This window comes from Streptomyces sp. NPDC031479 (assembly GCF_055581065.1).
This window is the reverse complement of record NZ_JBVIKC010000001.1, coordinates 370,101-392,267: the sequence shown is the minus strand read 5'-3', so window position 1 is coordinate 392,267 and position 22,167 is coordinate 370,101. Positions and strand designations below refer to the sequence as shown.

Genomic DNA, 22,167 nt, shown 5'->3' with positions numbered 1-22,167 from the left:
GGCCGCCCCGCTCGGGCGTGTACGGCTTCAGCAGAAGGCCTCCTTCGCCACGGCGGCGCCCTTGTTCCAGCCCTGGCTGAACTGCTGGTTGGCCGAGGCCGGGGCCGTCGCCTTGCAGTCGGCCTTGACGGCGTCCCAGCCGGCGACGATGCCGGCCTTGAGGGTGGTACCGGTGGCAGTGGTTGCCGCGCTGCCTCCGCTGCACTTGGTGACCGTCGAGCCCTGCCGGACCGAGTACTGGCCGTCCTTCGCCTTGGCGATGTTGAACGTGCCGTCCTGGTTCATGCTGAAGCCGGCGCCGACGCCCGTGGACGACTCCAGGAAGGCGGGCCCCGGCTGGAACCCGCCCCCGGAGATGCTCACCGTGCCGTCCGGCAGGACGCCCGACAGGGAACACGTGGCGGCGGGAACGGCCCCGGGGGCCGATGCCATGGCGAGGGCGGTGGGACCGAGGGCGAGGGAGCCCGCCATCACGGGGGTGAGCAGGATCAGGCGCGTACGTCGGTTCATGGTGCTGCCTCCCACGGGGGAGAAGGGGAAGGGCGGAGGTCGCCGGGGACCGGGACGACGGCGCGGAGCGCCGACGGCGCACCGGGCCGCAGGGCCCGTCCGGCACCGGTCCGGCGCCCGCGCGGCCGGACGGGTCGGCCGTATCCGTTCCTTCATGGTCCCCCGCACGGCCGCACGTGTCGCCCCGAAAAGTTTTCTCCCGGAGCTGTCACACTCGCGCCGTCCCATCCGTCAGTGCGGTGAAGCCGACGCAGCGGGCGCCGGCCCCAGCCACCGGAGAGACGCCATGACGAGCACCGACACCCCCCGCGCCGCCACCGCCTCCATCTCCCGCATGCCCGACCCGGGCGCGTTCGTCCCCGAGATGAGCGACATCAGCGCCGCCCTCTTCCGGGCCACCGGCAACCGCTCGGTGCCGCGCACCACGATCAGCCTGGTCCACCTGCGGGCCGGCCAGATCGTCCACAACACCTACCTGACCATCCTGAACACCGGGTTCCTGCGCAAGGCGGGCGAGACCGAGGAGCGGATCACGGCCGTCTCCTCCTGGCAGGACGCCCACTGCTTCACCCCGGCCGAGCGGGCCGCCCTCGCCCTGGTGGAGGCGGTCCTCCAGCCCGCCCCGCAGGGCAAGGAGCGCGTCGGCGACGAGCTGTACGCGGAGGCGGCGAAGCACTTCGACGAGAAGGCCCTGGCCACCCTCACCATCGCGATCGGCCAGATCAACTTCTTCATCGCCCTGGCGCTCATCGGCAAGCCGGCCCCGGTCGCCTCCCTCGCCGACCGGCAGTGGGACTGAGGTCCACGTGCGGCCGGGCGATCCGGCGCACGGCCGACGGGGGCGGGCAGGTAAGGCCAGGCCAGGTCAGATCAGGCCAGGTCAGGTCAGGTCGTCCCTGCCGAGCCAGGCGGGACGGTCGGGTACGTCGGCGTCCCAGTCCTTCGGTGGTGGTGGCGGCTGCGGAGCCGGAGCCGGACGCCTGCGGGACGGTACCGGCACCGGTTCGGGCGGTGACGGGGGCTCGGGATCCGGCGGGGGCGGGGCGCTGTCGGAGACGACCTCGACCGCCCTGAACCGGTAGTGGCGGTGCCATCCGAAGCGGACCTCCACGATGACGAGGAACCCGTCCCCCTCGCGGTAGACGACCCTGCGCCGCACGGCCTGGAACAGTCCGGGATCGAAACCGTCGACCCGCTCCCGGAGCACGGCGAGGGCCTCTTCCCGGGTCCCCTCGACGTGCTCCATCACCCCGACGGACCAGGTCAGCCCCTGGCGCTCGCCGATGTTCCGCTCCAGGAGCAGACCCCAGGTCGCCACTACGCCCGCTCCGCGGCCCGGTCCGCGCGGTCCGCGCCGCTCGGGTCGCCGGAGCCGGACGCGGCCCGTCGCAGGGTGCTGGTCATCGGTACCGTCCCGCCCACCTCTCGATGAGGCCCGCGACGCGTCGGGGCCGGGGCCTGTGCGCGGATCTTCGCACACCGCCGCGTGTCCGTGCCCGCCTTTGCCGCGGGGCCTTACCAGGCCAGTTGCGCGAGCTCCTCGCAGACCACCGCGCAGGCGTCGGCCGCCGGGTCGATCAGGGGGAAGTGGCCGACGCCGTCCAGCAGGGTCAGGCCGACCAGCTCGCCCGCCTCCCCCGCGGCGGCGACGTACGACTCCGCCACCGCGTGCGGGACCACGATGTCCTCCCTCCCGTGCACCACCGCGGTGGCGATGCCGGTCGGGAGCAGGGACGCGGGGTCGGCGGACGGGAGGCGGGCGTCCCAGTGCTCCGGGCCGCCCAGCAGCTGCGCGGACGCGCCCCCGCACACCCCCAGTTCCTCCGCCACCGCGAAGTCCGCGATGGGGGCCAGCGCCACCACGCCGCGCAGCGGCGGCGGGGAGGGCAGCCGCCACGGGGACCCGGCCGGCAGGACGTGGCGGGCCGCGGCCCACAGCGCGAGGTGGCCGCCCGCCGAGTGGCCCGTCACCACCACCCGGTGCAGGTCCGCGACGGGCAGCGCCCGCGCCGCCAGCCCCGGCAGCGCGTCCATGGCGGCGGCGACGTCGTCGAAGGTCTCCGGCCAGCGCCCCGCCACCGGCCCGTCGGAGCCCTGGTGCGGCAGGGAACTCCCGCGCCGGTACTCGACGTTGGCGACGGCGAAACCCCGGCGGGCGAGGAACTCCGCGAAGGGGGTGATGTGTTGCCGGTCGTACGGGGCCCGCCAGGCCCCGCCGTGCAGGACCACGACCAGCGGGGCGGGACCCCCGGCGCCCCCGCGGGGAGCGTAGAAGTCGACGACCTGGTCGGGGTGTTCCCCGTACGCGGCGCTCGCGTCGGGCTCGACCGGCGGATGGGAGAAGGCCGAGGCGGCCTCGGCGGCGTCCCGTTCGGCTGCGGGGTCCGTCATCGGCTCAACCTCTCGGTAAACGCGTGGGACAGCGGGGACTGATGTTCCGGTGTTTCGCCAGAGCGGGACCGTATCAGGCTGGAACGGGCCGTCCTGTGGCCGCACCGGGCACAAGCGGAGCGGGCGGGGCCGCAGCCCCGCCCGCTCGTTCGCCACACCCGTCGAAGTGACGTTTCGCTAGGGCGTCACCCGAAAACGTGACCCAGCGTGCGCGCGGCACGCTCCGCGTCGGCGAAACCGACGTAGAGCGGGGTGAACCCGAAGCGCAGGACATCGGGCGCCCGGAAGTCCCCGACGACCCCGCGGGAGATGAGCTCGGCCATCACCTCGCGGGCCCCCTCGGTCCGCAGCGAGACCTGGCTGCCGCGCTCGGCGTGCCCTGCCGGGGTGACCACCTCGACCTTCCCCTCCGGGACGTACCGGGCCACGCACTCCAGGAAGAAGTCCGTCAGAGCGAGGGACTTCGCGCGGACGTCCTCGACCGCCACGCCCTCCCACACCCCGAGGGCCGACTCCAGCGCCAGCATGGACAGGATGTCCGGCGTCCCGACGCGCGCCCGGGCCGCGCCCTCGGCCGGCACGTAGCCCGGGGTCATCGCGAACGGCTCGGCGTGGCTGTTCCAGCCGGGGAGCGGCGAGTCGAAGGCACCCTGGTGGCGGGCGGCCACGTACACGTACGCCGGGGAGCCGGGACCGCCGTTGAGGTACTTGTACGTGCAGCCCACCGCGAGGTCGACGCCGTGCGCGTCGAGGCCGACCGGCAGGGCGCCCGCGCTGTGGCACAGGTCCCAGACGATCAGGGCGCCCGCCGCGTGCGCGGCCGCCGTGAGACCGGGCAGGTCGTGGAGCCGGCCGCTGCGGTAGTCGACGTGGTTGAGCAGCACCACCGCGGTGTCGCCGTCGATCGCGCGCGGCGCGTCGGCGGGGTCGACGGGGACCGCTTCCAGGCCGGTCATCCGGGCGGCGGAGGCGGCGATGTAGCCGTCCGTCGGGAACGTGCTCGCGTCGACCAGCAGCTTCGTCCGGCCGGGTACGGCCAAACGGGCGGCGCCGACCAGGGCCTTGAAGAGGTTGACGCTGGTGGAGTCGCCGACCGTCACCTGACCGGGGGCCGCGCCCACGAGCGGGGCGATGAGGTCGCCGATCCGCTCGGGGGCGGTCCACCAGCCGCTCTCGTCCCAGGACCGGATGAGGAGCTCGCCCCACTGGCGGCGGACGACGTCCGTCAGCGCGTCGGGAACGGCGGACGGAAGGGCTCCGAGGGAGTTCCCGTCGAGGTAGACGACCCCGTCGGGGAGGGTGAAGCGCTCACGGAGCTTGGCGAGACCGTCCAGGGCGTCGAGCCGCGCCGCGCGCTCCGCCAGGTCGGAGGTGGCGTGGGTGTCAGACATGGCTGCGGGCCGTCCAGAGCTCGGGGAAGACGTTCTTCGTGGCGCGCTTCTCCAGCCAGGTCACCCCGGCGGAGCCGCCCGTTCCCGTCTTCGCCCCCATCGCGCGGCGGGTCGCCACCAGGTGGTCGTTGCGCCAGCGCCAGACGAGTTCCGCGACGTCCGTGAGGACCTCGCCCAGCCGGTGCAGGTCCGCGTGGCCGCCGTCGGGCTCGGCGTACAGGGCCGTCCAGACCGCCTCGACCTCCGCCGAGGGCTCGTAGCGCAGCGCGAGGTCGCGCGTCAGGACCGACTGGGGGACGGGCAGGCCGCGGCGGGCCAGCAGGCGCAGGGTCTCGTCGTAGAGGCTGGGCTCCTGGAGGGCCTTCTCCAGCTCCCCGTGGACGCGCGGCGCGCCTCGGTGCGGGACCAGCATGGACGCCGACTTCTCGCCCAGCAGGAACTCCATCCGGCGGTACATCGCCGACTGGAAACCGGAACCCTCGCCCAGCGCCGAGCGGTAGGCGTTGAACTGCGAGGGGGTGAGCTGCGCGAGGGGCCGCCAGGAGGCGTTCAGGGCCTCCAGCTCGCGGAGGGATCGTTTCAGCGCGTCCATCGCGACCGGGATGCGGTCCTCGCGCAGGGCGCGGGCCGCCGTCTCCCACTCGTGGACGATGACCGTGAACCACAGCTCCATGACCTGGGTCGTGACCAGGAAGACCATCTCGCCGGGGTCGTCCGAGCGGAGGTGCTGGAGGTGGGTGAGGACGTCTGCCTGGACGTAGTCCTCGTACGGGGTCGTGCCGGCGAAGTCGAGGTTCGGGGTGTCCGAACCGGCTCCGGAGGCATCAAGGGCGTGCGACATTTCTGTCTCCTCGACACGTGCTTCCGGGTAGCGGTCCGCTCCTTCCGTGAGGTAAGTGGAGCCCCGGTCCCCTGCCTCGCATCATAAGCAGGGGATCCGGAAGCCCTCTAGGGCGAACGCCGGCAGTTATACGAGCGTGTCCGCGGCCGTGGCCGAGGAGTCGCGCAGGAAGGTGGAGCAGCGCTCGTACTCCTCCTTCTCGCCGATGGCCCCGGCGGCGCGGGCCAGGGCGTGCAGGGCGCGCAGGAAACCGCGGTTCGGCTCGTGCTCCCACGGCACCGGCCCGTGGCCCTTCCAGCCGGCCCGGCGCAGCGCGTCCAGGCCCCGGTGGTAGCCGGTGCGGGCGTACGCGTACGACTCGACCGTGTGGCCGGCCTCGAAGGCGCGGTCCGCGAGGGCGGCCCAGGCGAGGGAGGAGGTCGGGTGCGCGGCGGCGACCTCGGCCGGGTCGGTCCCGGCGGCGAGGGCCTCGCGGGGCGCGGGCTCGTCGGGCAGGTGGGTGGGGGCGGGGCCCCCGAGCAGGTTCTGGTGAATCGACATGGCTTCAGTGTGTCCGATGGGCCGTGCGCCCGGGGGCCGGGGCGCTCACGGGCAGGCACTCACGGGCAGGCAACTCACCGGCAGGGGCTCACCGGCAGGGGCTCACCGGCAGGCGCTAGCCGGCAGGCACTCACCGCTACGGGCTCACCCGCGCGAGCTCACCGGTACGAGCCCGCCCCCGGGCGCCCGCGCGGACGGAGCCGGGCCGGCGGCGGCCGGGCCGCGGCGGCGCGCCGCCGGGTGCCGGGGCCCCGGCGGGGCGGCCGCCGCGCGGCCCACGGCCAGCTCGCGGCGCAGCACCGGGACGATCCGCTCCCCCAGCAGGTCGATCTGCTCCAGGGCGGTCTTCAGCGGCAGCCCCCCGTGGTCCACGGCGAAGAGCTGGCGCTGGTAGTCCCCGTAGGCCCGCCGGAAGCCGAGGATCTTCTCGACGGCCTCGTCGGGACTGCCCACGACCAGCGGTGTCCGGGCCGCGCACTCCTCCAGGGAGTACCGGCCCCCGTACGCCGGGGACCGGTCGAAGTACGGGCGGAACTCGCGCACCGCGTCCTGCGAGCGGGGGCGCACGAAGACCTGCCCGCCGATCCCGACGACGGCCTGCTCGGCCGTGCCGTGGCCGTGCTCCGCGTACCGGGTCCGGTACAGGTACACGAGGCGGGCGTGGTGCTCGACGGGTCCGTGGAGGTTGTCCGCGAAGAAGCCGTCGCCGTAGTACGCGGCCCGCTCGGCGGTCTCCGGCGAGCGCAGCGCCGCGTGCCACACGAAGGGCGGTACGCCGTCCAGCGGGCGGGGCGTGGAGGTGAAGCCGTCGAGGCGGGCGCGGGAGCGGCCCCGCCAGTCGACCTGCTCCTCGCGCCAGAGCCGGTGCAGCAGGGCGTAGTTCTCCCGGGCCAGTTCGTGGCTCCGGCGCAGGTCCTGACCGAACCAGGGGTAGACGTCCGGGGTGTTGCCGCGGCCGGTCATCAGGTCCACGCGGCCGTCGGCGAGGTGCTGGAGCAGCGCGAACTCCTCCGCGACGCGCACGGGGTCGTTGGTGGTGACGAGGGTGGTGGCGGTGGACAGGATGAGCCGCCGGGTGCGGGCGGCGACGTGGGCGAGCAGGGTCGGCGGCGCGGAGCAGACGAAGGGCGGGTTGTGGTGCTCGCCGACGGCGAAGACGTCGAGGCCCGCCTCCTCCGCCCGGACGGCGAGGGTGGCCATGGCCTTGATCCGCTCGTACTCGGTCGGTGTCCGGCCGCCCAGCGGGTCGGGGGCCACCTCACCGATCGAGAAGATCCCGAACTGCACCCTGCCACCCCGCCTCTCGTGCCGATGTCGTACGCCCGGCGGCGTGGTGCGGGGGGCAGGCCCCGGCGGTGCGGTGCCGGGGGGCAGGCCCCGGCACCGCCGTCCGTGGGGGGCCACCGGGGCCCGGAACAGGACCGTGCCGGATCCCCGGGCGCCGGGCCAGGGCCGTTCCGGCAGTCCGTCAAGTCGGGGTGTGGTGAGGGGGGGTGGTGGGGTCCCCACCACGTTCGGGCGAAGTGCGGTGCCCGGCGCACCTCCCCGGAAGAGGGGTACTCGAAGGACGGTGGGGGTGCAGTCGATGCACGCCTAGGGGGGCATGTCGTGTCAACGATCATGAGCAGCAGCACCGTCACGGGTACGGGGACGACCACACCGGACCGCGGCGGGGCGCCCGGCAGGGCCGGCGGAGGGACCGGCGGACCGGCCACGGCCGCCGCGTACGAGGCCGCCGACGACCTCTGCGCCGCCGTCCTCGGCTCGCTGCGCCGCAGGGACCAGCGCGAGAAGGGCCGCAGGTACGTACGGGGACTGCTGGCCCTCCCGGGCCGCAAGTCGATGCGCGGGATCGCCGGACAGGTGGGCGGAGGGGCCGCCGAGCAGAGCATGCACCACTTCATCTCCGGCTCCACCTGGGACTGGGAACCGATCCGCGGCGCCCTCTCCGGCTACCTGGAGGCCACCACCACGCCGACCGCCTGGGTGGCGCAGCCGATGGCGATCCCCAAGGGCGGCGAGCACTCGGTGGGCGTGGCGCACCGCTTCGACCCCCACCAGGGACAGATGTTCCGCGGTCAGCAGGCCTTCGGGACCTGGTTCGCGTCCGCCGGACTGGTGACGCCGGTCGGCTGGCGGATGTTCCTCCCGGAGGCGCAGGCCCCCGCGGGCCCGGGGGCCTCCGCCACCGCGCCCGGCGCCCTCGCCGCCCGGGCCGCGTACGAGGAGGCCGCGTACGAGGAGGCCGCCACCGCCTCCGTCATCGCGACCGTGCGCCGCACCACCGGCGCGCCCCGTCCCGTGGTGCTGGACATTCGGCACATCGGCACCCGTTCGACGATGAACCGCTTCGCGCAGGCCCGGCTGCCGGTGATCGCCCGCGTCGACCCCGCGACCCCGCTGCTCGTCACCGACCCGGCGCTGCCCGGCCACGGCGCGGGCCCGCGCGGCGCCCGCGAGGTCCTGCGGTCGGTGCGCGGCCTGTGCACCCCGGTGGAATGGACCGACCCGGACCCCGCGCACCCGGGGGGCCGCCACCGCAGCACCCTCGCGGTGGCGGTGCGCGTGATGATGCCCGACCCGTCCCCGGCCCGCCGGCGACACCTGCTGCTGGTCGGCGAGTGGACGGACCCGCGCCGCGAACCGGCGCAGATGTGGGTGACGGACCTGGTGCGCCTTCCCGTGGGCCCGCTGCTGCGGCTCACCAAGCAGGCGCTGCGGGTGGACTGCGCCGCCGAACACAGCGGCCGCGAGGCGGGGCTGCGCGATTTCACGGGCCGCGCCCTGCCCGGCTGGCACCGCCACGTCACGCTGGCCTCGATCGCGCACGCCGCCCGCGCCCTGACGGCGTAGGCGGACGCGACCGCCCGGCCGCCCGGCCGCCCGGCGGCCGCACCGTACGACCGCCCGCACCGTACGGGCTTCCCGTCCTACCCCTCCGCTTCGGCCTCGTGCGCGGCGGTCCGGCGGTCGTGGAGGACCGTACGGGCCTTGCGCAGCCGCAGCGCCAGCTGGATTTCGAGGGCCTGCGCGGGCTTCTGCCAGTGCGGGCCGAGCAGTTCGGCGATGCGCTCCAGGCGGCGGGAGACCGTGTTGGGGTGCACGTGCAGGGTCTCGGCGGCGTGGGTGGGGCTGGCCCCGGAGGCGAAGTAGGCCTCCAGGGTGCGGGTCAGGTGCGTCAGCCGGTCGGTGTCGTACTCCAGGACGGGGCCGATGGTCGCGGCGATGAACGACTCCACGTCGTGGTCGGCGGACAACAGCAGCCCGAGGAAGCCGAGTTCGCGCAGGGAGGCCGTGCCGCCGACCCCGTCCAGGGCGGTCAGCGCGTCCAGGCAGCGCACGGCCTCGGCGTACGCGCGGGCCACCTGCCCCGCGGCGGCGGTGGGTCCCGCGGCGCCCGTGGACACGGCGTGGCCGAGGAGCGGCGAGAGTTCGCCGGAGACCCGGTGCGCGGCGGCGGAGGCGTCGGTACCGGGCAGCACCAGGACGATGCAGCCGCGGCGGACGCCCTTGAGGCCGCCCGCCCGGTACGCGTACGAGGACGCCCAGGCGACGGCCTTGCCCAGTTCGCCGCCCTCGGGCCGGGCGACGACCACCACGTGCGGGCCGTCGAGGTCGATGCCGAGCCGGCGGGTGCGCTCCAGCAGGTGCAGGTCGACGGAGTGCGGCCGCTCCAGCAGGTCGGCGAGGAGTTCGTCGTGCACGGGCCCTTCGGCGGCGGCGGTGCCGCGCTGGATCAGCATGAGGGAGGCCACGGACTGCGCGGCGAGCTGGAGCAGCCGGACGTCCTCGTCGGCCAGCGGCGCCGACGCGCTCAGCAGCAGCACCCCGAGGTCCTCCGCGCCGGCGAGCACGGGGGCCAGCCACAGGTCGCCGGGCAGCCGGACCGGCCGCCGGTCGGTCAGCGCCTGGAGGGCCGCCTTGGCCACCGCCTCCTCGTCCAGACCGGGCAGTTCACCGGTGGCGGTCAGCGGCCGGCCGCCCGGGTCGCGCACCTGGAGCACGCCGTCCAGCGCGTCGGCAGTGGCACGGGCGAGGGTGGGCAGTCCGGCCCCGTCGAGCACCAGGCCGGCCAGCCGGGCGTGGCACTCCCACAGGTAACGGACCCGGGTGAGGGCGGTGTTGGTGCGCGAGCCGAAGGCCTCCAGCTCGGTGACCTCGTCCCGGGTCTGCTCCAGCAGGCGGGCCTTCTCGATGGCGACGGCGGCCAGGTCGGCGAGGGAGAGCATGATGCCGATCTCGTCCGGGGTGAAATGCCGTACCGCGCGGTCGGAGCCGTAGAGGGCGCCGAGGCTGGAGTCCCCCCGCCGCAGCGGGACGGCGATGATCGCGTGCAGGCCCTCCGCCTCCACGACGGCGTCGATGCCGGGGGCGTGCGCGATGGCCGGGTCGGCGAGGTAGTCGGCGGTCCACACCGGGGAGCGGCGGGCCTGGGCGATGCTGCCGAGGCCCCGGCCGGTGCCCAGTTCGAGGCCGACGTTGAGGGCGGTGGTCTCGCCCTCGGAGGTGCGCACGTACGCGGACCCGTCCGGGCGGCTGAGCGAGAGCCAGGCCATGTCGAAGCCGAGGAGGCGCCGGGCGCGGCGGGTGATCAGACGGAGCAGGCCGTCGATGTCGTACGGGGAGGTGAGGTCGTGCGCGGTGTCCACGAGGGCGGTGAGGGCGGCTTCGCGCTGTTCGCGGCGGATGGTGCCGGCCCGGACCGCGCGGGCCAGTTCCACGGCGCGGGCGAGTTCCGCGAGGGCCTCCTCGTCGGCGCCCGCGGCGTGGGCTTCGGCGAGCAGGGCGTCGTACCGGCCCTGGGGGGCGTCCTCCGCCAGCAGTTCCAGTACGGACAGTGCACCCGATTCATCCCCCGGCATCCCGCCATCCCCCGTCCGACCAGCTGTTTTCTGCCCGGCTCCCGAACCTAGGTTCCGTGCGGCGAGGGGTCAAGCAAGGCGCGCGGGGGCACCGGACCGGCCGTCGGCCGGACCCGCGAACGGGCCGGGGCGTCAGAGCTGCAGGTCAGGGCCGGGCGTCAGAGCTGCAGGTCAGGGCCGCGGGTCACGGCCGGGTGGCGCAGGCCAGGGCCGGGAGCGGGGCCAGGGTCAGGCCGGTCGGCGCGGGGCGCGGGGCCAGGGCGCGCTCCTCGGCCCGGCGCAGGGCGGCCAGGTAGGCGTCGCCGGGGCGCCCCGCGCCGGCGCCGCGCAGACCGGCCAGGGCCAGGCGCAGTTCGCGGTGGCGGCCGAGCGCGAGTTCCGCTTCGACCCACTGGCCGAGTACGGAGAGCCGGTCGGCGTCGAGCACGGCGATGCGCCCGCCGAGCCAGGTGCCGGCCGCGATCCCGTCCAGGGCGGGGCCGGTCCACAGGTCGAGGGCCCGCCGGAGCCGGGCGGCGGCCTGGGCGGAATCACCGCGTCCCATCGCCCGGTAGCCGGCCCCGGCCTCGCGCTCGAACTCCCGCACGTCACAGCGGCCGCCGCCGGTGTCGAGAAGATACCCGCCGGGACGTGTGGAGAGCACCGATTCGGGAGTCCGTACCGAAGAGGGGCCCAGCGCCTCGGCGATCCGCTCGCGGAGGCGGCGTACGGCGGCGCGCAGGACGGCCCGGGCGTGCTCGGGCGGGACGCGGGCGGCGAGTTCGTCGGCGAGTACGGAGACGGGCACGACCCGGTCGGGACAGGCCGCGAGGACCGCGAGGACGTGCCGGGACTCCGGCGTGGGGGCCGTGATGGGCACACCGTTCTCGGTGACCCGAGGAGGGCCGAGCACCTCGATGTCCACGTTGTCCTCCCTGGGCAGGCAGCAAAAAAATAATACCCGGAAGGATCTTCTGGGGAAGGGGGGGCCCGCCCCGAACGCCGTGTCAGCCGGAGGCCGTGTCAGCCGGAGGTCTCCTCGCCGGAGGTCTCGTCGCCCGGGTCCACCTGGCCCGGCTCCGCCTCGTCCGGGTCCACCTCACCCGGTTCCACCCCGCCCGCGCAGCCCATCCCGCACGCGTGGAGGCCCTCCGGACCGAACAGGGCCCGCGCACCCCGCCCCGGCCGGGTGTCCAGCCGGATCGCCACGGCCGGCACCACCACGTTCGGCATCACGTGGGTGTACAGCTCCGACACCTGCGCGTCCAGGTCCAGGCGCAGCATCTGGGACATGGTGTTGAGCCCCGCGTACGCGCCCACGATCAGCCGCGACGGCACCACCGTGTCCACGTTGGGGAGCAGCTCGCCCCGCTCCTTCGCCTCTTCCAGCAGGGCCACGTGCTGGTCGATCCAGGCCTGGTAGGGAGCCGCCCGGTCGAGCTGTGCGCCGACGTGCTCCAGCGAGAGCCGGGCGCTCGCCCGGATCAGCGTCTCGTGCCGCAGCCGGTGCGAGAAGACCATGCCGATGTCCACGAACTCCTGCGCCTTGTACGGCTGCGGGACCACCGGCGGCTGCGTCTCGTTCTGGGCGTCGATGACGGCCTGGGCCAGGGCTTCCTTGGAGTCGAAGTGGAAGTAGAGGGCGCCCTTGGTGACCTTCGCGATGTTGACGATGTCCGAGAGCTTGGCCGTGTCGTAGCCGCGCTCCTCGAAGACCTCGGCCGCCGCTTCCAGGATCGCCCGACGCGTGCGCACCGCCCGGTCCTGCTTCACCTGGGGTCGCTCTGTCCTCATGTCTGGCGTCGCCTTCTCCTGGCCCGCCGGCTTTACATCCTCACGGGTACGTTTTTGTGTCTAGATTCCACACCATCGCGTGGCCACACGTCCACCGGAGGGGTCCCCCTCCGTCAGATTGCCCGGAATCCGCCGCCACAGCCTGCCCGAAAGGGCAGCGGAACAAGGCGGAGGTGGGGATTCCGGCCCCATGACAAAGCCCCATGACAAAGGGGGTCCGCCGGTCCGTTGCGGACCGGCGGACCCCCTTCGGGTCCTCGGTGCTGACTGCCTACTTCAGCTTGGTACCGGCGGAGCGCAGGTTGGCACAGGCCTCGGCGACGCGCTTGGCCATGCCGGCCTCGGCCAGCTTGCCCCAGGTGCGCGGGTCGTAGGTGGACTTCGTGCCGACCTCGCCGTCGACCTTCAGGACACCGTCGTAGTTGCGGAACATGTGGTCCGCGACGGGGCGGGTGAAGGCGTACTGGGTGTCGGTGTCCAGGTTCATCTTCACGACGCCGTTCTCCAGCGCGGTGGCGATCTCCTCGGCCGTGGAGCCCGAGCCGCCGTGGAAGACGAAGTCGAACGGCGAGGCCTTGCCGTACTTCTCGCCGACGCCGGCCTGGAGGTCCTTGAGGAGCTCGGGGCGCAGGACGACGTTGCCCGGCTTGTAGACGCCGTGCACGTTGCCGAAGGAGGCGGCCAGCAGGTAGCGGCCCTTCTCGCCCAGGCCCAGGGCCTCGGCGGTGCGCAGCGCGTCCTCGACGGTGGTGTACAGCTCGTCGTTGATCTCGTGGCTGACGCCGTCCTCCTCGCCACCGGTCGGGGTGATCTCGACCTCAAGGATGATCTTCGCGGCGGCGGCCTTGGCGAGCAGCTCCTGGGCGATGGCCAGGTTGTCGGACAGGGTCTCGGCGGAGCCGTCCCACATGTGCGACTGGAAGAGCGGGTTCAGACCACGGGCCACGCGCTCGGCGGAGACCTCCAGGAGCGGACGTACGTAGCCGTCCAGCTTGTCCTTGGGGCAGTGGTCGGTGTGCAGCGCGACCGTGACGTCGTACTTGGCGGCGACGACGTGCGCGAACTCGGCCAGGGCGACGGCGCCGGTGACCATGTCCTTGTTGTACTGGCCACCCAGGAACTCGGCACCGCCGGTGGAGATCTGGATGATGCCGTCGCTCTCGGCCTCCGCGAAGCCGCGCAGAGCAGCGTGCAGGGTCTGGGTCGAGGTCACGTTGATGGCCGGGTAGGCGAACTTGCCTGCCTTCGCCCGGTCGAGCATCTCGTTGTAGATCTCGGGGGTTGCGATGGGCATCTGTCCGCTCCTTGGTTGTGCGGGGAAGGGTGCTGATTGCGGGCCCTGACCTGGGGGCGACGTCATCGTCGCGCCTATCTTTCCAGACTCGGCGCGACACTCCACCCCCCTCACCACCCGACGGAGTGCGAAGCGGGCGGAGTGTTTCACGTGAAACACTCCGCCCGCTCCGAAAAGGGCAGGTCAGAACCGGCTCGGCGGCAACCTCGGGACCTTCGTCACGAGTCGTCGCGCACCGTCCCCACGATCGGGACCCGAGCCGGACCGGGGTCAGGAAAGACCCAGGTCACCCAGCCGGTAGCCGGTCAGGTACGGCAGCCCGGCCGCGGCGATGGCGTCGGCCGCGCCCCGGTCCACGATCGTCGCGACGGCGACGACCTCGCCGCCGGCCTCGCGGACCGCCTCGACGGCGGTCAGCGGGGAGCCGCCGGTGGTCGAGGTGTCCTCGACGACCAGGCAGCGCTTGCCCTTCACCTCGGTGCCCTCGATGCGGCGCTGCATGCCGTGGGCCTTCTGCGCCTTGCGGACGACGAAGGCGTCGAGGCGCGCGCCGCGGGCGGCGGAGGCGTGGAGCATCGAGGTGGCCACCGGGTCGGCGCCCAGGGTCAGGCCGCCGACGCAGTCGAAGTCGAGGTCGGCGGTGAGGTCGAGCATGACCTGCCCGACCATCGGGGCCGCCTCGCCGTCGAGGGTGATCCGGCGGAGGTCGATGTAGTAGTCGGCCTCCTTGCCGGAGGAGAGGGTCACCTTGCCGTGCACGACGGCCTTGTCCTTGATCTGCTGCAGAAGCGCATCGCGTACGTCAGTCATGCCCCCGAGCTTAATTGCGCCCTACGGGAGCCGCCGCCAGGTCCAGGTGCTGGAGATCTCCAGCGGGTCGACGGGGGTGACCAGCTGCGGGAGGGTGTTCAGGCCGTTCGGCGGTCCGGACTGGGGCTCGACGCAGATGGCCTCGGGCTGCTCGTCGTAGACCACCACCCATTCGGCCCGGCTGGTGACCCTCAGCTCCAGCTGACCGGGCCAGGTGAGGGTGACGTCGACCCCCTCGGGCATGCCGAAGCAGTCGTCCCAGGGGCCCGGCTTCGGGGCGGTGCGGCGGCCGGTCGGGATGTGGTCCTCGCCGCGCTCCTCCTGCCAGGCCGGGTCGAAGGCGATCTGCGCCTCGGGCCCGCCGGGCGTCAGGACGCGGTGGAACCAGGGGTGCCAGCCCGCCTGCGCCGGGAAGGAGTCCTCGTACGTCTCCACGCCCATGGTGAGCGTCAGCGCGTCCTCGGTGAGCTCGAAGATCTGGGTCACCCGGCCCGCGTACGGCCACGGGTCCGTGAGGTCGTAGACGAAGGCGGCCCGGGTCGCGCTCACCCCGGCGGGCTTCCAGGAGGCGTCGCGGCCGAAGCCGTGGATGGCGTGCGGGGGGTGGTTCAGGGGCAGCCGGTGGACGGTCGCCCCGTCGTGGAACCGCCCGCCCGCCGTCCGGCCGCACCAGGGGACCATGGGGAAGGACCCGAAGTGCGGGCCCTGGCGCAGCAGCTCGGTGCCGTCGATGCGCAGACTGCTGATCCGGCAGCCGTTCTCCCGGTCGATGGTGATGTCGGCGCCGCCGGCGCTCAGTCGCGTACTCATACGGCGACCTTACGGCCCGTCAGCGGCGGCGGCGCAATACCCTTCCGACGACGACGGCCGAGGCCAGGGCCAGGGCCGCCGCAGGTGCGATCCAGCGCATGCCGGCTCCCGCGCCGACGGTGGAGGGGGCGGGTACGGGAGCGTAACGGCCGCGCGGGGGCGCGTGATCGACCTCCTCGGCGCTGCGGCCGATCATCGTGCGGCGGGCGTGGGCCGCCTCGGCCGGGGGGCGGGCGGCGCCGCCCGAAGCACCCGAGGCGGCGCCGGCGGGCTCGGGCGCCCCGGCGGCTCCGGCCGCTTCGGTGAAGTCGGCTTCCGCGAAGGGGTCCAGGGAAGGGGGCGGCACCTCGGTCTCGAACACGGACGCGCTGACCCCGGGCCCGGCCTCCCCTTCCTCACCGTCCCCCGCGCCCTCGTCCACTCCGTTCGCCTCCGCCGCCTCTTCCGCCTCCGCCACCGGGTCCTGCGGCTGCGGCCGGGCGTCGCGTTCGGGTCCGGCGGCCGCGGCGAGGTTCCCGGCGAGCCGGTCGAGCAGCCTGCGGGCGGCGGTGACGGTGGCCTCGGGTTCGAAGGCGGCGGCGCGTCCGTCGACGGTCGCCTCCGCGGTGAACTCCATCCGGGTACCGCCCTCGTGCGGGATCAGCCGCAGCCCGAGGGCGAGCTTGACGGTGCCGTTCCCGCGCACCTCGGCGCCCTCGCCCCCGGCGGCGAAGCGGCCGGGCTCCGGCTCGGTGAGGGACAGCGCCCCCCGGTAGGTCACCGTGCTCCCGCCGACCCGTACTCTGAGCCGCCCCGCGAGCGGCCCGGCCGCCGTGTCGGCGTCCTGCTGGAGCCCGGGGACGCAGCGGGCCACCCGGGCGGGATCGCGCAGCAGGGCGCGGAGATCGTCTGCCGGTACCGGAACGAACACCTGATGCTCCATGTGGTCGAGCCTACCGACGTGACCCGTCGGTGCACACGGACACGACAGTCCCGGGCCCGGCGGGCCGGGATCAGGAGTAGCGCGGGTGCGGGAGCGTCGAGGGCGGGAGCCCGGTCAGCCGGGTCCGGGCCGCGTCCCGGGCGGAGTCCCGCAGGGCCCGGGTGGACACGGCGCGCAGGGCGGGCGTGTCGCGGTCGACCCGCAGCTCGGGGACGCGCTCGCGGGCGGCGAGTACGAAGCCCCAGTCCTGCGGGGGCGAGCCCGCGGCCCCGGCGGTGCGGTCGGGGCCGGCGGCGAAGCCGGTGAGGCGGCCGCCCGCGCTGTAGGGGGTGGTGAACAGCCCGGCCGCCCGGAGGGTGGAGTCGACGGTCCAGTAGGTGCGCGGCCGGGTGGTCAGGGGCCCGGCGTGGACGGCGAGCCGCCCGCCGGGGTTCAGGGCGCGCGCGGCCAGCCCGTAGAACTCCTGCGAGTACAGCTTCGTGCTCGGGGTGATGCCCGGGTCGGGGAGGTCGGAGACGATGACGTCGAAGCGGTCGCGGGCGGCCGGCCCCCGCAGCCAGCGGAAGGCGTCCTGCGTGACGACGCCGAGCCGGGGGTCCTCGTAGGCCTTGGCGTTGAGCGCGGAGAGCATGGGGTCGGTGCGGGCGAGCCGGACCACGCCGGGGTCGAGCTCGACGACGGTGACGGAGGCGACGTCGCGGTAGCGCAGCACCTCGCGGGCGGCGAGCCCGTCGCCCCCGCCGAGGACCAGCACGCGGGCGTGCGGACCGGTCATGGCGGGGTGGACGAGGGCCTCGTGGTAGCGGTACTCGTCGTAGCCGGAGACCCGGAGCCGGCCGTCGAGGTAGAGGTCGAGGGAGCGCGGTGAGCCGGTGGCCGGGCCGGTCAGCACCAGTTCCTGCACTCCGGTCTGCACGGCGACGCGGACCTCCCCGCCGTAGACGGCGGTGCGGGCGACCCGTTCGAAGTCGTCGGCGAGCAGGGTCGCGGAGGCGAGGACGGCCAGGACGGTCGCGTTGGCGGCGATCAGCAGCCAGCGGCAGCGGCGGCTGAGGTCGCGGCGGAACAGCCACAGGACGAGCCCGCCGCCGGCGACCGCGTTGACGGTGCCGGTGAGCAGGGCACCGGTGAGCTGCCCGACCATCGGGAGCAGCAGGAAGGGGAAGGCGAGCCCGCCGACGAGGGCGCCCACGTAGTCGGCGGCGAAGAGGTCGGCGACGGCCCCGCCGGCGTCCTGTCTGCGGACGCGCTGGATGAGGACCATCAGCAGCGGGATCTCCGCGCCGATGAGCACCCCGATGGCGAAGGAGAAGGCGACGAGGGCCGGCCGCGGCTCCCCCAGCCAGGCGAAGCTCGCGTACAGCGCCATCGCGGAGAAGCCGCCGAGCAGGGCGAGCGCGGCCTCGATGGCGCCGAAGCCGAAGGCGGGCCGGCCGCGGAGCCGTTTGGCGAGCAGCGAGCCGACACCCATGGCGAAGACCATGACGGACAGCACCACCGACGCCTGGGTGACGGAATCCCCGATGAGGTACGAGCCGAGGGCGAGCAGCTCCAGTTCGTACACGAGCCCGCAGGCGGCGCACACGAACACGGTGGCCAGGACGAGGAGTCGGCCGGTCCGGGGGCGTACGGGCAGGGCGGCCGGGACGGGCTGCACGCCCCGCGGCTCCGGCGCCGGGAGCACCCCGCGCGGGGCGGAACGGTCGATCATGCAGCGAACCGTACGTCACCACCCAGCCGCACCCTGTCACCCACATGGGTGCAACTGTCGTACGGATAAGGCCAGTTGGCGTAATCGGCGGGCAATCGGCGGGCAATCGGCGCGCAACCCCCGCGCCCTAGACGGTCACTCCCGTGCGCATGCCGACCCGGGTCCGGGTGGCCACCAGCTGGCCCTCCTGCGGGTACGCGTGCCAGGTCCGCCAGCGCACCTGGCCCTCGTGGCGCTGGGCCAGCAGGGCGGTGAACGCGTGCGGATCGCCCGGGAAGGTGCCCGCTAGGCCGTTCGGGTGGTCCGCGACCAGCGCGAGCAGCTCCTGGGCCCGCCCCGCGAAGGAGCCGCGCGAGAGGGTCTCCACGCGCGCGGCGAACTCGTACTCCCAGTCACCCACCCGCTTGGCCACGCCGAGCGGCAGCGGCGTACTGCTGCCGGGCATGCAGGCGACCGTCTCCGAACAGAGCACCTCACCCTCCTCCAGGAGCACCTGGTGTGAGGCCCCGAGCAGGCGCAACTCCACTTTCGCGTCCGCGAGCCGGAGGTTCAGTACGGCCAGGGCGGGCAGCCGCTCCCGTCCCAGGGCCCAGGCGAGATCGGCGGCACGCGTGTCGGTATACGTGGTCTGGAGGGTCGTGAGCATGAGTCGGCTCCGCAAACGCGCGAGGGAGATGGGCCGGGGCCCGCCAGCGGTAGTCAACGGGTGGGGGAACACCGGCACGGGTCCACAGGAAGTCCAGGGAGGTCCGAGGACTGGTCTACTCAACCGAGGGAATCATGAAAGGCACGGCACTCACAGCGTTTTTACCCAACTTGACGGGGTTTACATCCCCCCGGGGGCTACTCGGTTCACGTGTTCAACAACATGCCGCCCGTACGCCGTAGCGCGGGCCCGAACAAGAAGACGTACCAGGGAAGTTGTCCCCGCAGGAGCGCCCGTTCACGCGGCCCCGGCAGGCCTCTCCCAGTGTCAGCTCGACCCGCACCCCCCGCCACCGCAGGACGATCCGCACGAGGACGACGAACCGCAGGAGGACGAGGAGCCGCACGACGAGGAGGAACCGCAGGAGGAGCCTCCGCCGCTGCCCGCCCACCAGCTGCCGGAGCCGCCGGAACCACCGGAACCGCCGCCCCCGAAGAACTTCTTGATCAGGATGACGCCGCCCACCACGGCCGCGACGATCAGCGCGAAAAGGATCATGTCCTCGCCCCCTCTCTGACACCCGGTCCCCCGGGGCCCGGGATCCCCTCGTCCCGGTGTGCAGGGGGGATGCCCGCAGGCCAACCCGGCCAAAGCACACTTGAGCAACTCCAGAGGTTGCCCCCAGGATGGCGGCCATGAGCGCACCCGCGAGCAGCAGCAACCGCCCGTTCCTCAACCGCCGGCTGGCCGCCTTCGGCACGACGATCTTCGCGGAGATGTCGGCTCTGGCCGCCGCCACGGGATCGATCAACCTGGGCCAGGGGTTCCCCGACACCGACGGCCCCGCCGAGATCGCCGAGGCCGCCGTCCGCGCGATCCGCGACGGCCGCGGCAACCAGTACCCGCCGGGTCCGGGCGTCCCCGAACTCCGCGCGGCGATCACCGCCCACCAGCAGCGCTTCTACGGACTCGCCTACGACCCGGACACCGAGGTGCTCGTCACCGCCGGAGCCACCGAGGCCATCGCCGCCGCCCTCCTCGCCCTCCTGGAACCCGGCGACGAGGTCATCGCCCTCGAACCGTTCTACGACTCCTACGCCGCCTGCATCGCCATGGCCGGGGCCGTCCGCGTCCCGCTCACCCTGCGCGCCCCGGACTTCCGCCCCGACCTGGACGCCCTGCGCGACGCCGTCACCCCGCGCACCCGGCTGCTCCTGCTGAACACCCCGCACAACCCGACGGGCACCGTCCTCACCCCCGCCGAACTGGCCGCGATCGCCGAACTCGCCGTCGAGCGGGACCTCCTCGTCGTCACGGACGAGGTCTACGAGCACCTGGTCTTCGAGGGCGGCCACACCCCGCTGGCCTCGCTCCCCGGCATGCGCGAGCGCACCGTCACCATTTCCTCGGCCGGCAAGACCTTCTCCTTCACGGGCTGGAAGGTCGGCTGGATCACCGCCCCGCCCGCCCTCGTCTCGGCCGTCCGCTCCGCGAAGCAGTTCCTGACGTACGTCTCCTCGGGGCCCTTCCAGTACGCCGTCGCCGAGGCCCTCGCCCTCCCCGACTCCTACTACGACGACTTCCGCGCCGACCTCGCCGCCAAGCGCGACCTCCTCGCCGACGGCCTCGCCGACGCCGGGTTCGAGGTCTTCCGCCCGCAGGGCACGTACTTCATCACCACCGACGTCTCACCGCTCGGAGAGAAGGACGGGCTCGCCTTCTGCCGCGCCCTCCCCGCCCGCTGCGGCGTGGTCGCCATCCCGAACCAGGTCTTCTACGACGACAAGTCCGCCGGCGCCACCCAGGTCCGCTGGGCCTTCTGCAAGCGGACCGATGTCCTCCAGGAGGCCGTCAACCGCCTGCGACAGCTCTAGGGGTGTCTGACGGATGTCCGTGGGGAAGGAGCGGCGTCCGGTGCGTGCTCTCGGCGTGCCGACCGGAAGCCCGCGTACTGGACGTACTTGGGCTTTCGGTCGGTGCGGCGAGAGTGCGTGCCGGGCGTCGCGACGCCGCGGAGATCCGTCAGACACCCCCTAGCCGCGCCCCCGCGCCTGGGCCTCGCCGGGCAGTCCCGGGAGCCGGTACTCGAACCAGACGCGGTGGGTGCCGTCCTCCTCGACGAGCAGGCCGCCCGAACCGGTGATACCGGCGAGGGCGGCCGTGCCGCTGCCCGGGACGATCAGGAAGTGGTCGGTGCCCCGGTGCGGGCCGCCGTCCGTGGTCGCCGAGTGGACGAAGTTGAAGGCACCCTCCCGGCCTTCGAGGGAGCCCTCGAAGGACTCCATCGCGACGTACGTGCCGATGCCCGAAGCCTGGTCGAAGGCCGCGGTGAAGAGCGTGGCCGAACGGCCTTCGAGGCCCTCGCCCTCGTAGTGTTTCTCCAGCGTGGCGACGCCGACCGGAAGCGCGGTCTCCACCGCCGGTTCCGGTACGAGCGACGCCGGAGTGAAACTGACGACCTTGAAAGTGCCCGCAGTTCGCATCATCGGACGAGCGTACTGCCGTGGGCACGGGAAAGCCGGGCGGAACATGACGCTGGTGGCCCTGCGGCCGCGGGTACGGGAGAGCACGGCCCCGACGGCCCTCGTCGCGCTCGGCGTGTTCGCCGCCGTACGCGGAGCCGGGCTGCTGGTGGTGGCCGCCGGATCCTGGTGGGCCGGCCGGGACCCGGTACGGGTGCTCGGCGCCTCCTGGGACTCCGTCTGGTACCTCGGGATCGCCGCCCACGGCTACGGCCGCACCCAGATGTGGGCCTCCGGCTCCATCCAGAGCGACTACGCCTTCTTCCCGCTCTACCCCGCCCTGGTGCGCCTCGCCGGCGGCACCGCGCTCGCCGGGCTCGCCGTGTCCTGGACGGCCGCCGCCGCGGCCGCCGTGGGCGTGTTCCGGGTCGGGGAGCGGCTCCTCGGAACACCCAGGGGCGGGCTGCTGCTCGTCGGCCTGTGGGCGGTGCTGCCGCATTCCGTGGTGCTGACCCTGGGCTACACCGAGGCACTGCTGGCCGCCCTCGCCGCCTGGGCCCTGGACTGCGTGCTGCGCGGGCGCTGGGCGTGGGCGGCGGCCCTGGCGGTGCTGGCCGGACTGACCCGGCCCACCGGGATCGCCGTGGCCGCCGCCGTGACGGCGGCGGCCGTACGGGAGCTGGCGCTGCGGGACCGGCGCGCGCCCGCGGTGTGGGCGGCCGGGCTGCTGGCGCCGGCGGGCTGGGCGGCGTACGTCCTGGCGGTCGGGGCGCGCCGTCACGACCCGTTCGGCTACTTCGCCGTCCAGCGGCAATGGGGCTCCCGCTTCGACTTCGGCGCGGGGGCGATGGGCTCGGTGGAGAAGGTGCTGACCGGCGGGCACACCCCGCTCGCCACCACGGTGACGGTGGCCGTCCTGGCCGCGGCGGGCCTGCTCGCGGCGGCCCTGCTCCTGGAACGGGCTCCGCTGCCGCTGCTCGCGTACACCGGGGCCCTGCTGCTGATCACCTTCGGCGGGGCCGGCTTCTTCGAGTCGAAGCCGCGGTTCCTGCTGCCCGCGTTCCCGCTGCTGCTGCCGCTGGCCGCCGTCATGGCGAGAGCCCGGCCGCGCACGGCGGTCGGGGTGACCGCCTGCCTGGCCGGGCTCTCGTACGGCTACGGGGTGTACCTGCTCCTGGTGGCGCGGATACCTCCGTGAGGGCCG

Annotated in this window: 22 protein-coding genes; 4 read left to right on the top strand and 18 right to left on the bottom strand. The window is 74.0% G+C overall.

Annotated features, from left to right (window positions below):
* Positions 1 to 27 precede the first annotated feature (27 nt).
* Positions 28 to 510 carry a hypothetical protein gene (locus ACZ5D2_RS01920; RefSeq protein WP_371677805.1) on the bottom strand — a complete coding sequence of 161 codons (483 nt, stop codon included), beginning with the start codon at positions 508 to 510 and terminating at the stop codon, positions 28 to 30.
* Between the two features lie 286 nt (positions 511 to 796).
* Between ACZ5D2_RS01920 and ACZ5D2_RS01915 the strand changes: the two genes are divergently transcribed.
* A complete protein-coding gene (locus ACZ5D2_RS01915) occupies positions 797 to 1,309 on the top strand; it encodes a carboxymuconolactone decarboxylase family protein (protein WP_371677804.1) in 513 nt (170 codons plus the stop codon).
* 81 nt (positions 1,310 to 1,390) lie between these two features.
* Here the strand turns inward: ACZ5D2_RS01915 and ACZ5D2_RS01910 are convergent, their stop codons facing one another.
* From ACZ5D2_RS01910 to ACZ5D2_RS01885, 6 genes are all read right to left on the bottom strand, one after another.
* Positions 1,391 to 1,828 carry a hypothetical protein gene (locus ACZ5D2_RS01910; protein WP_468926541.1) on the bottom strand — a complete coding sequence of 146 codons (438 nt, stop codon included), beginning with the start codon at positions 1,826 to 1,828 and terminating at the stop codon, positions 1,391 to 1,393.
* Positions 1,829 to 2,025: 197 nt separating this feature from the next.
* Complete coding sequence (locus ACZ5D2_RS01905) at positions 2,026 to 2,901, bottom strand: alpha/beta hydrolase family protein (RefSeq protein ID WP_468926538.1); 876 nt, start codon at positions 2,899 to 2,901, stop codon at positions 2,026 to 2,028.
* Between the two features lie 185 nt (positions 2,902 to 3,086).
* A complete protein-coding gene (gene kynU / locus ACZ5D2_RS01900) occupies positions 3,087 to 4,292 on the bottom strand; it encodes a kynureninase (protein ID WP_371677801.1) in 1,206 nt (401 codons plus the stop codon).
* Entirely contained in the window at positions 4,285 to 5,133 is an 849-nt protein-coding gene (locus ACZ5D2_RS01895; RefSeq protein WP_266840049.1) for a tryptophan 2,3-dioxygenase family protein, read from the bottom strand. The genes kynU and ACZ5D2_RS01895 overlap by 8 nt, the downstream gene beginning before the upstream one ends.
* 126 nt (positions 5,134 to 5,259) lie before the next feature.
* Complete coding sequence (locus ACZ5D2_RS01890; RefSeq protein WP_266840050.1) at positions 5,260 to 5,673, bottom strand: DUF3151 domain-containing protein; 414 nt, start codon at positions 5,671 to 5,673, stop codon at positions 5,260 to 5,262.
* 144 nt (positions 5,674 to 5,817) lie between these two features.
* The gene (locus ACZ5D2_RS01885; protein ID WP_468926534.1) at positions 5,818 to 6,960 is read right to left on the bottom strand and encodes a CE1758 family FMN-dependent luciferase-like monooxygenase; all 1,143 of its coding nucleotides are present in this window, start codon (positions 6,958 to 6,960) and stop codon (positions 5,818 to 5,820) included.
* Positions 6,961 to 7,281: 321 nt separating this feature from the next.
* Here ACZ5D2_RS01885 and ACZ5D2_RS01880 point away from each other — a divergent pair, with 321 nt between their 5' ends.
* The gene (locus tag ACZ5D2_RS01880) at positions 7,282 to 8,526 is read left to right on the top strand and encodes an IS701 family transposase (RefSeq protein WP_468926531.1); all 1,245 of its coding nucleotides are present in this window, start codon (positions 7,282 to 7,284) and stop codon (positions 8,524 to 8,526) included.
* 77 nt (positions 8,527 to 8,603) lie between these two features.
* Here the strand turns inward: ACZ5D2_RS01880 and ACZ5D2_RS01875 are convergent, their stop codons facing one another.
* From ACZ5D2_RS01875 to ACZ5D2_RS01830, 10 genes are all read right to left on the bottom strand, one after another.
* Positions 8,604 to 10,535, bottom strand: a complete 1,932-nt coding sequence (locus ACZ5D2_RS01875; RefSeq protein WP_468926528.1) for a helix-turn-helix domain-containing protein — start codon at positions 10,533 to 10,535, stop codon at positions 8,604 to 8,606.
* Positions 10,536 to 10,719: 184 nt separating this feature from the next.
* The gene (locus ACZ5D2_RS01870) at positions 10,720 to 11,439 is read right to left on the bottom strand and encodes an AfsR/SARP family transcriptional regulator (protein WP_371677797.1); all 720 of its coding nucleotides are present in this window, start codon (positions 11,437 to 11,439) and stop codon (positions 10,720 to 10,722) included.
* 98 nt (positions 11,440 to 11,537) lie between these two features.
* Complete coding sequence (locus tag ACZ5D2_RS01865; protein ID WP_468926523.1) at positions 11,538 to 12,308, bottom strand: ScbR family autoregulator-binding transcription factor; 771 nt, start codon at positions 12,306 to 12,308, stop codon at positions 11,538 to 11,540.
* Between the two features lie 271 nt (positions 12,309 to 12,579).
* The gene (fbaA, locus tag ACZ5D2_RS01860; protein WP_100660923.1) at positions 12,580 to 13,602 is read right to left on the bottom strand and encodes a class II fructose-bisphosphate aldolase; all 1,023 of its coding nucleotides are present in this window, start codon (positions 13,600 to 13,602) and stop codon (positions 12,580 to 12,582) included.
* 270 nt (positions 13,603 to 13,872) lie between these two features.
* A complete protein-coding gene (gene pyrE, locus ACZ5D2_RS01855; protein WP_266840056.1) occupies positions 13,873 to 14,412 on the bottom strand; it encodes an orotate phosphoribosyltransferase in 540 nt (179 codons plus the stop codon).
* A gap of 21 nt (positions 14,413 to 14,433) precedes the next feature.
* Positions 14,434 to 15,222 (bottom strand): aldose epimerase family protein, encoded by a 789-nt coding sequence (locus tag ACZ5D2_RS01850; protein ID WP_468926518.1) that lies wholly within the window; start codon positions 15,220 to 15,222, stop codon positions 14,434 to 14,436.
* 19 nt (positions 15,223 to 15,241) lie between these two features.
* A complete protein-coding gene (locus tag ACZ5D2_RS01845; protein WP_468926514.1) occupies positions 15,242 to 16,144 on the bottom strand; it encodes an SRPBCC family protein in 903 nt (300 codons plus the stop codon).
* Positions 16,145 to 16,214: 70 nt separating this feature from the next.
* Positions 16,215 to 17,855, bottom strand: coding sequence for a polyamine aminopropyltransferase (locus ACZ5D2_RS01840; RefSeq protein ID WP_371677793.1), 1,641 nt, complete (start codon positions 17,853 to 17,855; stop codon positions 16,215 to 16,217).
* A gap of 127 nt (positions 17,856 to 17,982) precedes the next feature.
* The gene (locus tag ACZ5D2_RS01835) at positions 17,983 to 18,501 is read right to left on the bottom strand and encodes a DUF2617 family protein (RefSeq protein ID WP_371677792.1); all 519 of its coding nucleotides are present in this window, start codon (positions 18,499 to 18,501) and stop codon (positions 17,983 to 17,985) included.
* 327 nt (positions 18,502 to 18,828) lie between these two features.
* A complete protein-coding gene (locus ACZ5D2_RS01830; protein WP_371677791.1) occupies positions 18,829 to 19,059 on the bottom strand; it encodes a hypothetical protein in 231 nt (76 codons plus the stop codon).
* A gap of 128 nt (positions 19,060 to 19,187) precedes the next feature.
* Here ACZ5D2_RS01830 and ACZ5D2_RS01825 point away from each other — a divergent pair, with 128 nt between their 5' ends.
* Positions 19,188 to 20,375, top strand: a complete 1,188-nt coding sequence (locus ACZ5D2_RS01825) for a pyridoxal phosphate-dependent aminotransferase (protein ID WP_371677790.1) — start codon at positions 19,188 to 19,190, stop codon at positions 20,373 to 20,375.
* Positions 20,376 to 20,534: 159 nt separating this feature from the next.
* Here the strand turns inward: ACZ5D2_RS01825 and ACZ5D2_RS01820 are convergent, their stop codons facing one another.
* Positions 20,535 to 20,984 (bottom strand): DUF3224 domain-containing protein, encoded by a 450-nt coding sequence (locus ACZ5D2_RS01820; RefSeq protein WP_371681223.1) that lies wholly within the window; start codon positions 20,982 to 20,984, stop codon positions 20,535 to 20,537.
* 46 nt (positions 20,985 to 21,030) lie between these two features.
* Here ACZ5D2_RS01820 and ACZ5D2_RS01815 point away from each other — a divergent pair, with 46 nt between their 5' ends.
* Positions 21,031 to 22,161: a hypothetical protein gene (locus ACZ5D2_RS01815; RefSeq protein WP_468926510.1), complete on the top strand. Its 1,131-nt coding sequence runs from the start codon at positions 21,031 to 21,033 to the stop codon at positions 22,159 to 22,161.
* Positions 22,162 to 22,167 lie beyond the last annotated feature (6 nt).

Bases quoted from the DNA above. Each gene is read 5' to 3' on its own strand.
- ACZ5D2_RS01865 (WP_468926523.1), bottom strand. From the start codon at position 12,308: ATGAGGACAGAGCGACCCCAGGTGAAGCAGGACCGGGCGGTGCGCACG.
- ACZ5D2_RS01915 (WP_371677804.1), top strand. From the start codon at position 797: ATGACGAGCACCGACACCCCCCGCGCCGCCACCGCCTCCATCTCCCGC.
- ACZ5D2_RS01820 (WP_371681223.1), bottom strand. From the start codon at position 20,984: ATGCGAACTGCGGGCACTTTCAAGGTCGTCAGTTTCACTCCGGCGTCG.
- ACZ5D2_RS01825 (WP_371677790.1), top strand. From the start codon at position 19,188: ATGGCGGCCATGAGCGCACCCGCGAGCAGCAGCAACCGCCCGTTCCTC.
- ACZ5D2_RS01895 (WP_266840049.1), bottom strand. From the start codon at position 5,133: ATGTCGCACGCCCTTGATGCCTCCGGAGCCGGTTCGGACACCCCGAAC.
- ACZ5D2_RS01875 (WP_468926528.1), bottom strand. From the start codon at position 10,535: ATGCCGGGGGATGAATCGGGTGCACTGTCCGTACTGGAACTGCTGGCG.
- ACZ5D2_RS01850 (WP_468926518.1), bottom strand. From the start codon at position 15,222: ATGAGTACGCGACTGAGCGCCGGCGGCGCCGACATCACCATCGACCGG.
- ACZ5D2_RS01815 (WP_468926510.1), top strand. From the start codon at position 21,031: ATGACGCTGGTGGCCCTGCGGCCGCGGGTACGGGAGAGCACGGCCCCG.
- ACZ5D2_RS01845 (WP_468926514.1), bottom strand. From the start codon at position 16,144: ATGGAGCATCAGGTGTTCGTTCCGGTACCGGCAGACGATCTCCGCGCC.
- ACZ5D2_RS01905 (WP_468926538.1), bottom strand. From the start codon at position 2,901: ATGACGGACCCCGCAGCCGAACGGGACGCCGCCGAGGCCGCCTCGGCC.
- pyrE (WP_266840056.1), bottom strand. From the start codon at position 14,412: ATGACTGACGTACGCGATGCGCTTCTGCAGCAGATCAAGGACAAGGCC.
- ACZ5D2_RS01835 (WP_371677792.1), bottom strand. From the start codon at position 18,501: ATGCTCACGACCCTCCAGACCACGTATACCGACACGCGTGCCGCCGAT.
- kynU (WP_371677801.1), bottom strand. From the start codon at position 4,292: ATGTCTGACACCCACGCCACCTCCGACCTGGCGGAGCGCGCGGCGCGG.
- ACZ5D2_RS01920 (WP_371677805.1), bottom strand. From the start codon at position 510: ATGAACCGACGTACGCGCCTGATCCTGCTCACCCCCGTGATGGCGGGC.
- ACZ5D2_RS01840 (WP_371677793.1), bottom strand. From the start codon at position 17,855: ATGATCGACCGTTCCGCCCCGCGCGGGGTGCTCCCGGCGCCGGAGCCG.
- ACZ5D2_RS01890 (WP_266840050.1), bottom strand. From the start codon at position 5,673: ATGTCGATTCACCAGAACCTGCTCGGGGGCCCCGCCCCCACCCACCTG.
- fbaA (WP_100660923.1), bottom strand. From the start codon at position 13,602: ATGCCCATCGCAACCCCCGAGATCTACAACGAGATGCTCGACCGGGCG.
- ACZ5D2_RS01830 (WP_371677791.1), bottom strand. From the start codon at position 19,059: ATGATCCTTTTCGCGCTGATCGTCGCGGCCGTGGTGGGCGGCGTCATC.